This window comes from Cupriavidus malaysiensis, from assembly GCF_001854325.1.
Classification (GTDB): Bacteria; Pseudomonadota; Gammaproteobacteria; order Burkholderiales; family Burkholderiaceae; genus Cupriavidus; species Cupriavidus malaysiensis.
Window position 1 is genome coordinate 2625962 of the sequence record NZ_CP017755.1, and the last position, 12914, is coordinate 2638875.

The 12914-nt window shown below is 72.1% G+C and carries 10 protein-coding genes; all 10 read right to left on the reverse strand.

What is annotated here, in order from left to right:
• Positions 1-143 precede the first annotated feature (143 nt).
• The 10 genes from BKK80_RS31045 to pgi all read right to left on the reverse strand — a co-directional run bounded on the left by BKK80_RS31045 (position 144) and on the right by pgi (position 12865).
• A complete protein-coding gene (locus BKK80_RS31045) occupies positions 144-914 on the reverse strand; it encodes a ferredoxin--NADP reductase (protein ID WP_071018710.1) in 771 nt (256 codons plus the stop codon).
• A gap of 324 nt (positions 915-1238) precedes the next feature.
• Complete coding sequence (locus tag BKK80_RS31050) at positions 1239-2255, reverse strand: CobW family GTP-binding protein (RefSeq protein WP_071072636.1); 1017 nt, start codon at positions 2253-2255, stop codon at positions 1239-1241.
• The gene (locus BKK80_RS31055; RefSeq protein ID WP_071038786.1) at positions 2255-3916 is read right to left on the reverse strand and encodes an amidohydrolase; all 1662 of its coding nucleotides are present in this window, start codon (positions 3914-3916) and stop codon (positions 2255-2257) included. The genes BKK80_RS31050 and BKK80_RS31055 overlap by 1 nt, the downstream gene beginning before the upstream one ends.
• Before the next feature lie 108 nt (positions 3917-4024).
• Positions 4025-5167 (reverse strand): ABC transporter ATP-binding protein, encoded by a 1143-nt coding sequence (locus BKK80_RS31060; protein WP_084545828.1) that lies wholly within the window; start codon positions 5165-5167, stop codon positions 4025-4027.
• A gap of 29 nt (positions 5168-5196) precedes the next feature.
• Entirely contained in the window at positions 5197-6252 is a 1056-nt protein-coding gene (locus tag BKK80_RS31065) for an ABC transporter ATP-binding protein (protein ID WP_071018702.1), read from the reverse strand.
• A gap of 11 nt (positions 6253-6263) precedes the next feature.
• Positions 6264-7091, reverse strand: a complete 828-nt coding sequence (locus tag BKK80_RS31070) for an ABC transporter permease (protein WP_071018701.1) — start codon at positions 7089-7091, stop codon at positions 6264-6266.
• Positions 7092-7101: 10 nt separating this feature from the next.
• Complete coding sequence (locus BKK80_RS31075; RefSeq protein WP_071072638.1) at positions 7102-8079, reverse strand: ABC transporter permease; 978 nt, start codon at positions 8077-8079, stop codon at positions 7102-7104.
• 89 nt (positions 8080-8168) lie between these two features.
• Entirely contained in the window at positions 8169-9794 is a 1626-nt protein-coding gene (locus BKK80_RS31080; protein WP_197524055.1) for an ABC transporter substrate-binding protein, read from the reverse strand.
• Between the two features lie 471 nt (positions 9795-10265).
• Positions 10266-11186, reverse strand: coding sequence for a carbohydrate kinase family protein (locus BKK80_RS31085; protein WP_071072640.1), 921 nt, complete (start codon positions 11184-11186; stop codon positions 10266-10268).
• Positions 11183-12865, reverse strand: coding sequence for a glucose-6-phosphate isomerase (gene pgi / locus BKK80_RS31090; RefSeq protein ID WP_071073453.1), 1683 nt, complete (start codon positions 12863-12865; stop codon positions 11183-11185). Before pgi ends, BKK80_RS31085 begins: the two co-directional genes overlap by 4 nt.
• Positions 12866-12914: the final 49 nt, after the last annotated feature.

Consider the following 12914-nt stretch of genomic DNA (forward strand, 5'->3'; position numbering starts at 1 on the left):
CGGCATCCGGCATGGCGGCTCCGGCCCGCAAGCGGGGCCGGTCCGTGGCGGGCAGGCGCGGCGAAAGCGCGCCGCGGCCCGGGGAGGCAAGGCAGCGTGGCCGGAGCGGCAACGCTGCCACCCCGTGTGCGCCGCCGGTGCCGTCAGTCGACGAAGGCGCGCTCGATCACGTAGTGGCCCGGCGTGCTGTTCTTGCCTTCGACCAGGCCGGCCGGCTTGAGCAGCGCCACGGTGTCGCGCAGCATCGCGGTGCTGCCGCACAGCATCACGCGGTCGTGCTCGGGCGAGAAAGGCGCGGTGTCCAGGTCGCTGAACAGCTTGCCCGAGGCGATCAGGTCGGTGATGCGGCCTTCGTTCTCGAACTCCTCGCGCGTGACGGTCGGGTAGTAGGTGAGCTTGTCCTTGATCACGTCGCCGAGGTACTCGTGGCCCGGCAGGTCGTGCTTGATGTAATCCATGTACGCCAGCTCGCCCTTGTGGCGGCAGGTGTGGGTCAGGATCACGCGCTCGAAGCGCTCATAGATGTCCGGATCGCGGATGATGGACATGAACGGCGCCAGGCCGGTGCCGGTCGACAGCAGCCAGAGGGTCTTGCCGGGCAGCAGGTTGTCGACCAGCAGCGTGCCGGTCGGCTTCTTGCCGATCAGCACCTCGTCGCCGACCTTCAGGTGCTGCAGGCGCGAGGTGAGCGGGCCGTCCTGCACCTTGATGCTGAAGAATTCCAGGTGCTCTTCGTAGTTCGGGCTGACGATGCTGTAGGCGCGGGCCAGCGGCCTGCCTTCGACATCCAGGCCGACCATGGTGAATTCGCCATTGTTGAAGCGCAGCCCCGGGTCGCGCGAGCAGGTGAAGCTGAACAGGGTGTCGGTCCAGTGGTGGACAGATTGGACGGTTGCGATATTGAATTTGCTCATAGTCTTGCGAGTTCCAGTATCCGCCGGCACGGCAGCGCCAACGGCGGGAACGGCCCCCCAAGGGCGGCTCCCGCTTCAGCGAATGGGACGCGTCAGCAAGCCAAGCGATCACCGCGTCGACCAGCACGTCCACTTCGTCGGGCGCTATTGTAAAGCCCAATCGCGGGCAGCACCGGCACTCGGGCATGAATCTTGATAGTCATAATTCACATATGCTTATGCCGCCCCAGGCCCGGCGGCACGCCGGCCCGGCCCAGCCACGCCATTCCGGGCCATTCCTGGCCATTCCGGGCGCCCCAGACGCCGCCCGCGCGTGCGCCGGCCTCACCCCGGCACCCGTGCCCCGGTGTCGGCCAGCGCGCCCGCGAAGTGGGAAAACGGGTCGAAAACGTCACCTTTCCGCTCGCCTTGCCGCTCAGCTTGCCCGTCACCTCTCCCCTTGCGCACCGCGATCAGGACCAGGGTGGAGCGCCCCGCCGCCGCGCCAGGCTCGGGCCGGCCCAGGGACCAGCGCTTGCCGCAGAGCTGCAGCAGGCGCGGCGCAGCCTCCCCTTCGAGCCATACCATGCCTTTGGCCCGCAGCACCTGCGGCGGCAGCGTATCCAGGGCCTGCGCCAGCGCCGGACGCGAGAACGGCACATGGCTGTCGAAGCGGCTGGCGGCGAAGCGGGCCGCATGCGGTGCGTCCGCCTCCGCCTCCATATCAAGCCCTGTGGCCCCGGCGTCCCCCTCCACCCCGATGCCGAACACCAGGCGCGGATCGACCCTGCCCTGGTGGCAGGCGAGCAGGCGCGCATCCGGCACTTCGGCGGCCAGCCAGCGGCGCAGGCCGGCAAGCGCGGCCGCGTCGGCCAGGTCGGTCTTGTTGAGCAGCAGCAGGTCGGCGGCGCGCAACTGGGCGCGCACCGTATCGCCCACATAGCGGTCGTCGGCGAGCCGGCGCACCGCCTCGGCGTCCACCACGGTGATCACGCCGTCGCCGCGGAAGCCGCCGCCGGCGCGGCCGATCTGCGCGATGCGGCCCGGGTCGCCCACGCCGCTGGCCTCCACCACCACCCGGTCGGGCGGCTCGGGCAGCGCCAGCACCTTGAGGAAGGCCTGCATCAGGTCGCCGCCGACCGCGCAGCAGGCGCAGCCGTTGGTCAGCTGCAGGATGCCGCTGCTGGCGGAGGCGCCCGCGCCGCGCGCGATCAGCCCGGCATCGACGTTGACGGCGCCGAAGTCATTGACCATCACCAGCACGCGCTCGCCGCTGCCGCGCCGCAACAGGTGGTTCAGCAGCGTGGTCTTGCCGGCGCCGAGGAAGCCGCCCAGCACCGTGAGGGCGATGTCGCGCGCCATCAGGACTGCCCCGGCGCCGGGAAGACGCGCCCGCCCAGCACCGTGCCCCACACCGGCACATAGCGCAGGGCCTCGCGCGGGACTTCGAGCGGGTCCTGCTCCAGCACGGCGAAGTCGGCATACTTGCCCACCTCGATGCTGCCCGCCACGTGGTCCAGCTTGAGCGTGCGCGCCGCGCCCAGCGTCATCGCCTGCAGCGCGTCGTAGACGGGGATGCGCTCCGACGGGCCCAGGATGCGGCCCGCCGCGGTCTGCCGGTTGACCGCGCACCAGGCGGTGAAGAGCGGCCCGATCGGCGTGATCGGCGCATCCGAGTGCATCGAGTAGGTCAAGCCGCAGGTGCGCGCGGTATTGGCCGCGTTCATGCGGTTGGCGCGGTCCGGCCCCACCGTCATCGCATAGTGGGCATCGCCCCAGTAGTAGAGGTGGTTGGCGAACAGGTTGACGCACATGCCGAGCGCGGCCATGCGGCGGAACTGGCTGGCGTCGGCGAGCTGGCAGTGCTGCAGCGTGTGGCGGTGGTCCCAGCGCGGCTGCTCGCGCAGCACCGCCTCCAGCGCGTCCATGGCGACGTCGGTGGCTTCGTCGCCGTTGGTGTGGATATGCACGGTCAGGCCGGCGCCGTGGTAGGTGGCCAGCAGTTCCTTGAGCTGCTGCGGCGGCACCAGCCACAGGCCGTTGGGCGCGCCATTGTAGTAGCCGGGCCAGCGCAGGCGCGCGGTGAAGCCCTGGATGGAACCGTCGATGACCAGCTTGACCAGGCCGAAATGCAGCTTGTCGGTGTTGTGCGCGCGCGCCTGCCCGACGCGCGCCGCGCCCTTGCCTTCCAGGTCGCGCATCGGCGCGTAGGCCGGCACCAGGCGCAGCGGGTAGTCGGGATCGGCGGTGACACGGGCCAGGTTTTCGATCGAGTCGTCGCCGAGGTCGTTGACGAGGTCGGTGGCGATGGTCACGCCAGCCTGCTGGGCCACGCGCCCGAAGTTCCAGATGCCCTCCTCGGTCTGGCCGGCGTCGAAGAAGACGTTGCCGATGGTCTTGAAGACCAGGAACATCGCGGCGAATTCCTGCAGTTCGCCGCTGGGCCGGCCGTCCTCGTCGCGGGCGATGCCGTCGACCGGCGTCTCGGCGTCGATGCCCGCCCGGCGCAGCATGGCGCTGTTGACGTTCATCAGGTGCACGCTGGCGTGCAGCACCACCACCGGCCGCTCGCCCGAGACCTGGTCGAGCTCGCGCACGGTCATGCGCGCGCTGCCGAAGTGGATGGGGTCGAAGCCCCAGGCCAGCAGCGGGCGCGCCGGGTCGTCGAGCGCGGCCTCGGCCTCGCGCAGCCGCGCCACCACGTCCTCCAGCCGGGTCAGGCCGGGCCAGACACGCCCGTCCGGGCCGCGCCGGTCGTAGTAGCCGACGTAGACGAACTTCCACATGCCCCCTTCCAGCAGGTGCGAATGGCCCTCGATCATGCCGGGCATCAGGATCTTGTCGGCGAAGGTCTCGTCGATGCGGGCCGGTCCCCAGCCGCGCACCGAGGCGGCGTCGCCGACGGCGAGCACGCGGCCGTCGCGCACCGCCACGTGGGTGGCGCTCGGCTGCAGCGGATTCATCGTGAGGATCTTGCGGGCGACGAAGACGGTGGTGGATTGCGCCGTGGTCGAGTGGGGCATGGAAGACTCCGTGTCGGGTCGGGAGAAGGGTTGGCCGGCCCGCCGGAGCGAGGCCGGGCGAGCACCGGGCGGCAATCGGACGAGCGCCGGGACGCAGCCGGGACGCAATCAGGCAGCGCACGCCGCCGCGCCGTCCGCCGGCACCCCGGCGGGCGCGGCCCCGGGCGCGAACGGCGGCGGCGGGCAAGCCCGGCCGTCGCGCCACGCCACGCGGTGGCAGGCCACATGGTGCCCGCCGTCCAGCTCGCGCAGGGCCGGTGCCTCGCTGCGGCAGCGCGCCTCGGCGGCCGGGCAGCGCGTGTGGAAATGGCAGCCCGCCGGCGGATCGAGCGGGCTGGGCGGATCGCCCTGCAGCCGGATGCGGCTGTGCCCGTCGCGCCGGGCCGGGTCCTTGACCGGCTCGGCCGACATCAGCGCATGGGTATAGGGATGCAGCGGCGTGCCGAACAGCTGCGCGCGGCTGCCGCGCTCGACGATGCGCCCCAGGTACATCACCGCCACCTCGTCGCACAGGTGCTGCACTACCGCGAGATCGTGCGAGATGAAGACATAGGTCAGGCCGCGCTCGCGCTGGATGCGCGCCAGCAGGTTGATGACCTGCGCCTGGATGGCGACGTCCAGCGCCGACACCGGCTCGTCGCAGACCACCAGCGCCGGATCCACCGCCAGCGCGCGGGCGATGCCGATGCGCTGGCGCTGCCCGCCCGAGAACTGGTGGGGAAACAGCCGCTTCTGGTCCTGGCGCAGGCCCACCAGGGCCATCAGTTCATCGACGCGCGCGGCGATGGCGGCGGGCGCCAGCGCGGTCAGCTGGCGCATCGGCTTGGCGATGATGTCCTGCACGCGCTGGCGCGGATCGAGCGAGGAATACGGATCCTGGAAGATCATCTGCACCTTGGCGCGCAGCGCCGCCAGCGCGGCACCGCGCGCGCCGAGCAGGTCGGCGCCGTCCAGGCTGGCGCTGCCGCCGCTGGCCTCGACCAGGCGCAGCAGCGCCAGCGCGGTGGTGGACTTGCCGCAGCCGGACTCGCCGACGATGCCGAAGGCGCTGCCGCGGCGCACGCGGAAGCTGACGCCGTCGACGGCATGCACCGTCGGCGCCGCCGCGAAGGGATGCGGGCGGCGCAGCGCGTAGTGCACGCGCAGGTCGCGCACGTCGAGCAGGACGTCGTCGCGCGGCACGTCATCGCGCAGCACGTCATCGCGCTGGCCGGAACCATGGGAGGCGGCGGCAGGCTGGCTGGGAAACATGGGCTTGTTCTCCTGCGGGCGGATCGGGATCAGGACAGGATGGACACAGCGGCCGCACCGGCCGCGCCGGACACGGTGGCGCCCTCGTGCGGCGCGGCCGCGCGCTGCCAGCAGGCGGCGGCATGGGCGGCCGGCCCGCCCCCCAGGTCCACCAGCGCGGGCCGCTCCTGCCGGCAGCGCGGCAGGGCTTCGCGGCAGCGCGGGGCGAAGGCGCAGCCGGGGCCGAGCTGGTCGAGCGCCGGCACCATGCCGGGGATCTCCGGCAGCGTGCCGGTGCCGGCGCGGGCGGCGGCCGCGCCGGTCTCCAGGTGCAGCACGCATTCGAGCAGGCCGCGCGTGTACGGATGCGCGGGACGCGCCAGCACATCGGCCACCGCCCCCTCCTCGATCTTGCGCCCGGCGTACATCACCATGACGCGGTCGGCCAGTTCGGCGATGGCGCCCATATTGTGGGTGATCAGGATGATGGCGGTGCCGAACTGGCGCCGCACGTCGCGCAGCAGGTCGAACACCTGCGCCTGCACGGTGACGTCGAGCGCGGTGGTCGGCTCGTCGGCGATCAGCAGGCGCGGCTGGCCGGCCAGCGCCATGGCGATCATGGCGCGCTGGCGCATGCCCCCGGACATCTCGTGCGCATACTGGCCGGCGCGCCGCCGCGGCTCGGGAATCCTGACCGCGTCGAGCAGGGCCACCGCCTCCTCGCGCGCGGCGCGCCCGCGCAGGCCGCGGTGGCGCTCGATCACCTCGACGATCTGGCGGCCCACGGTGAAGACCGGGTTGAGCGCGGTCATCGGCTCCTGGAAGATCATGGCGATCTCGCCACCGCGCACTTCGCGCATGCGCGCCGGCCCCAGCCCGAGCAGCTCGGTGCCGTCGAAGCGGATGCTGCCGGCGGCGATGCGGCCGGGCGCGGGCACCAGCTGCAGCAGCGCCAGGCTGGTCATGCTCTTGCCGCAGCCGGACTCACCGACGATGCCGAGCACTTCGCCGCGCGCCACGCGCAGGTCCATCCGGTCGATCACGCGCAGGGGGCCGCCGGCACCGGCGAACTCCACGCACAGGCCATCGACTTCGAGCAGGGACATGCGGGCCTCCTTCAGCGCTGCCGCAGCTTGGGGTTGAGAGCGTCGTTCAGGCCATCGCCCACCAGGCAGATGGCCAGCACGGTCAGGAAGATGGCGGCGCCTGGGAACACCACCGACCACCAGGCCTCGAAGATCTGGTCGCGCGAGCTGCCGATCATGTAGCCCCAGCTGGTGACGTCCGGGTCCGACAGGCCGATGAAGGCGAGACCCGACTCGAACAGGATGGCCACCCCCACGTTGAGCGCCAGGGCCACGATCAGCGGCGGCGACGCGTTGGGCAGGATCACGCGCAGCATGATGTCGCGCCCGGAGGTGCCGATGGCACGCTCGGCGCGCACGAACTCGCGCTCGCGCAGCTTGAGGAACTCGGCACGCGTGAGCCGCGCCAGCGGCGGCCAGCTGACCAGCCCGATGGCCAGCACCACATTGCCGATCTTGGGCCCGAACACCGCCACCAGCACCATCGCCAGCAGGATCGGCGGCAGCACCTGGAAGAACTCGGTGACGCGCATCAGCACGTTGTCGACGTGGCCGCGGTGGTAGCCCGCCAGCGCGCCGACCAGCACGCCGATCACCAGCGTGGCGGCGGTGGCCGCGAGGCCGATCGCCAGCGTCACGCCGGCGCCGTGCAGCAGCCCGGCCAGCACGTCGCGGCCGAGGTAGTCGGCCCCCAGCGGCGCATCGGCCGAGGGCGGCGACAGCGGCGCCGCCACCACGTCCTGCGGATTGACCGCGTACAGCTGCGGCCCGAGCAGGCCCGCCAGCGCGATCAGCAGCAGCACCAGCGCGCCGAGCACGGCGCCGCGGTTGTGCAGGAACAGCTTCCAGCCCGTGTTCATCGGCGTCTCCTCAGCCCGTGGTGCGGATGCGGGGATCGAGCAGGCTGTAGAGCCAGTCGGTCAGGATATTGGCCGCAACCACCAACAGGCCGGACATCAGCAGGATGCCGAGCATCAGCGGGTAGTCGCGGTTGAGCACCGCGTCCGAGGCCAGGCGCCCCAGGCCCGGCCAGTTGAACACCGTCTCCACCAGCACCGCGCCCGCCATCGCATGCGAGAACTGCAGGCCGGCCAGCGTGACGATGGGCAGCAGCGTGTTCTTCAGCGCGTGGCGGTACACCACCACGCCTTCGCTCATGCCCTTGGCGCGCGCGGTGCGGATGTAGTCGGCGCCCAGCACGTCCAGCATGGTGGCGCGCGCCTGGCGGCTGTACTGCGCCAGGTAGATCATCGACAGCGACAGCACCGGCAGCACCAGGTGGTGCAGCACGTCGAGGACCAGGACCCAGCCCTGGCCGCGCTCGCCCATGGTGTACATGCCCGAGGCCGGGAACAGCGGCAGCCAGTAGGCGAACACGATCAGCAGCATCATGCCGCTCCAGAACACCGGCGCGGCGAAGCCGGCCAGCGAGATGAAGGTGACCACCGCGCTGAGCGCGCCGCGCGGCCGGTGCGCCGACACCGTGCCCAGCAGCGTGCCGGCCACCACCGCCAGCAGCAGCGCCGGCAGCACCAGCATCAGCGTGTTGGGCACGCGTTCCAGGATCAGTTGCAGCGCCGGCTGGTGGAAGAACAGCGAATCTCCCAGCCGGCCGTGCAGCACGTTGCCGACATAGGCCGCCAGGCGGTGGCCGAGCCCGGCATCCAGGCCGAGCTGGCTGCGCAGCGCCGCCACCTGCTCGGCGGTGCCCCCGCCCGACTGCGCGGCGATCACGTCGGCCACGTCGCCCGGCGCGGCCGACAGCAGCAGGAAGTTGAGCACGATCACGGCCAGCACCATCACGGCGCCGGCGCCGAGGCGGCGCCCCAGGTAGAACAGCGTCTGCATCGAAGCCTCTCGCTATGCGCGCGCGGCGGCGCGGCGCCAGGCGCATGGCCCGGCCCCGCCGCCATCGCAGGGGATCCTCGTCGGGCCGCTCACTTGGCCCAGTACACCTCGTCGAACGGCGCGAACACGCCCCAGATGCCGTCCGGCAGGCCGCGCAGCTGCTTGCTGGCCACCGTGCTGTACGGCGTGGTATTGAGCCAGGCTACTGGCAGCTCGGTATTGACGATCTGCTGGAAGCGGTCGTAGATGGCTTTGCGCCGCGCGGGATCGGTCTCGACAGCGCCCTGCGCCAGCAGCTTGTCGACCTCGGCGTTGGCGTAGCCCTGGGTGTTGGACCAGATCACGCCCTTCTTGATATTGCTCGACATATAGGTGCGCGCCACCCCGATCACCGGGTCGCCCCAGTTGAAGACCGCGTCGGTGGTCATGTCGAAGTCCCAGTTGGCGATGCGCTGCGACCAGGTGGGGAAGTCCGGCGAGGGCCGCAGCTGCACCTGCACGCCCACCTTGGCGAGCTGGGGACGCAGGTACTCGGCGACCAGTTGCGAGGTGTCGGGCGCGCCGGGCAGGAAATCGAGCCGCAGCGCGAAGCGCATGCCGTCCGCCTTGCGCGCGAAGCCGGCCTCGTCGAGCAGCTGGTTGGCGCGCGCCAGGTCCAGCTTGTAGGGATTGAGCGTCTTGTCGTAGAGCGGGCTGGACGGGTGGATCGGGCCCAGCGCCGGCTGCGAGCGGCCGCGCTGCAGCTTCTGCGTGATGAAGTCGCGGTCGATGGCGTAGGCGATGGCCTGGCGCACCTTCAGGTTGGCCAGCGGTCCCTGGCGTACGTTGAAGGCCAGCCAGTTGAGCGCGCCCACGCCCTCGTAGCCCGCCTTGCCCACCACCAGCTTGGGGTCGGCGGCGAGGCGGTCGAGGTCGGCGATGCGGAACGGTGCGTAGGCCACATACTGGATATCGCCGCGCTGCATCGCCAGCGCGGCGGCGGCGCGGTCCGGCACGATGTTGTAGGTGATCTTGTCGAGGTAGGGACGGCCCTTGCGGAAGAAGCCGTCGAAGCGCTCCAGCACGAGGTATTCGCCGGGCTTGTACTCGCCGAACCTGAACGGGCCCGAGCCGATCGGCGCGTTGTTGTGCGGGTTCTGCCGGATCGGCCCGTCGCCGTACACATGCTTGGGCAGGATGGGCATCAGCGACGGCGTGGACAGCGCCAGCAGCAGCGCCGGATCGGGCTGCTTGAGGCGGAACACGGCGGTATGCGGGTCGGGCGTCTCGACCTTGTCCAGCGCGGCCAGCATGGCCGGGCCGAAGGGATGGTTGGCGCGCACCGCCTCGGCCGAGAAGGCGACGTCGGCCGAGGTGACCGGCTTGCCGTCATGGAAGCGCGCCTCGGGATTGAGCTTGAAGGTGTAGGACAGGCCGTCCGGCGCCGCGCTCCAGCTATCGGCGAGGTAGGGCTTGAACTGCCACCTGGCGTCGGCCTGCAGCAGGCTGGCGAACAACTGCGCGGCCGGCACGCCGGTCGCCACGCCGGACTGGATGGCCGGGTTCAGCGAGTTGATGGCGGTGATCGACAGCACGTTGAGGTTGCCGCCGCGCGCCGGCTGGGCGGGCTGGGCGGCTTGTGCGGCGGCGCTGCCGGAGACGGCGGCGCACCACATGGCCGCACTGGTGCAAAGCCCCGCCAGCAGGCGGCGCGGGCGCGTAAGACACGTCGACATCGATGCTCCCCTTTTGCCATGCCGGCCTGGCGGCGGCACGGCAGGATCGAAGGCACCCCGCGCCGGCGCGGGCAGGCGGGGGCGGCGTTCTGCATGCTGCGTGTTGCGTGTTGCGTGCTGCGTGCTGCGTGCTGCGTGCTGCGTGGTGGCTGGCATGCGGCGCGGCATGCAGTCCTGCGGGGAAGCGCCGCGGCATCGCCGCCCAGGCGCGATGCCGGCTTCGCATGGAACCGTCGAGCGGCGGAGCGGTGGAAGGTCGGACCGCCCCGGGCCGGCTGGCGCACAGGCAACCCCCGTGGCCCCTTTATATGCGAGCCAGGGAAGCTGCCGTTAGGTCCAGTTGGGACGTATCGCTTGGGCCAGCAGGATCGGCGCGCGGCGCCCCCCAGCCGGCAGGCGGGGGAGCGGCTCGCGCGCGGTCTGTCAATGGCGGATTTCCTGGGCGGGCTGGCGGGCGCCGCCCGGCAGCGCTCAGGCGGCGGTCGCAGCCAGCAGGGCCTCCACCTGCGCCAGCGCCGGCGCGTGGGCGCCGGCATGGGTCGCGGCCACGGCGGCGCTGGCGGCGGCCCAGCGGGCCTGGCGCGCGGGCGCGGCACCGGGCTCGCGCAGCAGGCCGGCCATCCAGCCGCCCATGGCGGCGTCGCCGCAGCCGACGGTGTCGGCCACGGCCACGGCGAAGGCCGGCTGCTCGTAGCGCTGCGCGCCATCCAGCAGCACCATGCCTTGCGCGCCGCGCGTCAGCAGCACGCGCGCGCGCGGCGCCAATGCGCGCAGCGCGGCCAGCGCGCCGGCTTCGTCGTGCCGCGGGTAGAGGCCGCGCAGGTCCTCGTCCGAGACCTTGATGTAGTCGGCCAGACGTGCCAGGTGGGCGAACACCTCGGCGTAGTCCGGCGCGCGCATCGGCTCGCGGAAGTTGGGATCGAAGGCGATGCGCTTGCCGGCGGCGCTGGCCAGCGTGGCCTCCTCGCACAGGCGCGCAGCCAGCGGCTGGCGCGCCAGGCTGAGCGAGCCGAAATGCACCACGCGGGCCGCCTGGCGCCAGCCCTGCGGCAGGCGCGCCGGATCGAAATGGAGGTCGGCGCTGTCGTCGCCGACGAAGAAATAGCGCGGCGGATGCTGGGCACCGACGAAGGCCAGCAAGGGCGAGCGCGGCACCCGCTGCAGGAAGCGCAGGTCGAGGCCGGCGTCCGCGCTGGCCTCGGCGAGCTGGTCGCCCAGCTGGTCCTCGCTGATGGCGCCGGCAAAGGCCGTCGGCACGCCCAGGCGCGCGCCGACGCGCGCCACGTTCCAGCACGAGCCGCCCGGCAGGCCCAGCCATTGCTGGCCGCCCTGGTGGACCATGTCGGTCAGGGCCTCGCCGAACACGACGTAGGCAGGCAGGGTGGCATTCATCCGGCGATCTCCTCGGGCAGCGCGGCTGCGCTGGCGGCACTGGCGGCACTGGTGGCAGCGGCCGCCGTGGCGGCGGCACGCGCGCGGCGGATCAGGGCGGCCGTGGAGGCATCGTGCGCGCACGCCGGCCCGCCCTCCAGCTCGCGCGCGATGGGCGCGGCGAGCTGCTTGCCCAGCTCCACGCCCCACTGGTCGAAGGAATTGATGTTCCACAGGGCGCCCTGCACGAAGGTGCGGTGCTCGCACAGGGCTAGCAGCGCGCCGAGATGGCGCGGGTCGAGCCGCTGCAGCAGCAGGGTATTGCTGGGACGGTTGCCTTCGAACACCAGGTGCGGCACCAGTGCCTCGTCGCGCACGCCCTGCGCACGCACCTCGTCGGCGGTGCGCCCGCGCAGCAGCGCCTCGGACTGGGCGAAGCAGTTGGCCAGCAGCTTGCTGTGATGGCCGGGCACCGCGTGCACCGGCTCCAGCGCGGCAATGAAGTCCACCGGCACCCAGTGCGAGCCCTGGTGCATCATCTGGAAGTAGGCATGCTGCCCGTTGGTGCCGGTGGTGCCCCACACCACCGGCGCGGTCCCGCAGGCGGCCGGCGTGCCGTCGAGCTGCACCGACTTGCCGTTGCTCTCCATCTCCAGTTGCTGCAGGAAGGCCGGCAGCAGTTCCAGCGGCTCGCAGTACGGCGCCACGCAGCGGCTGGCGGCGCCGAGGAAGCTGCGGTTCCACACGTCGAGCAGGCCGAGCACCAGCGGCATATTGGCCGCCGCCGGCGCCTCGGCGAAATGCCGGTCCATCTCGCGCGCGCCGTCCAGCAGCGCGCGGAAGGCGTCGAAGCCGAGCGCCAGCGCGATCGGCAGGCCCACCGCCGACCACAGCGAGAAGCGGCCGCCCACCCAGTCCCAGAAGGGAAACATCTGCTCCGCGCCGATGCCGAAGGCAGCCACCGCCTCGCGGTGGGTGGAGACCGCGGCGAAATGCCGGGCCAGCTGGTCCTCCGGCACGCCCTGGCGCAGGAACCAGGCGCGCGCGGTATGCGCGTTGGCCATGGTCTCCAGGGTGGTGAAGGTCTTGGAGCAGACCACCACCAGCGTGGTGGCCGCCTGCACGCGCGCCAGCGCCGCGGCCAGGTCGCTGCCGTCGACATTGGCGACGAAATGCAGGCGCGGGCCGCCGCCCAGGTGGCCGAGCGCGCGGCACACCATGCGCGGACCGAGGTCGGAGCCGCCGATGCCGAGGTGGATCACATCGGTGATGGCGCGGCCGTCCCAGCCGCGCCAGGCGCCCTCGCGCACCGCGCCGGCAAAGCGCGCCATGCGCGCCAGCACGGCTTCCACCTCTGCCGCCACCGGCACGCCGGCCGCCTGGAAGCCGTCCTCGGGGCGCGCGCGCAAGGCCATGTGCAGGGCCGCGCGCCGCTCGGTGGTGTTGACCGGCTCGCCGCGGAACATGGCGTCGCGCTTGCACAGCACGCCGGCCTGCTGCGCGAGTTCGTGCAGCAGCGCGATGGCGCCGGCGTCGACGCGGTTCTTGGCGTAGTCCAGCGTCAGGCCGGCCGCCTCCAGCGTGAAGGCGGTGCTGCGCGCCTCGCCGGCGGCGCCGGCGAACCAGTCGCGCAGGTGGACGTGGCGGATGCTCTCGGCATGGGCCTGCAGGGCCCGCCAGGCAGGTAGGGAGGACAAGATCATGTCGGCTCGGGTGTAGTCGTGGGCGGACAGGCTGGGGACGATAGCA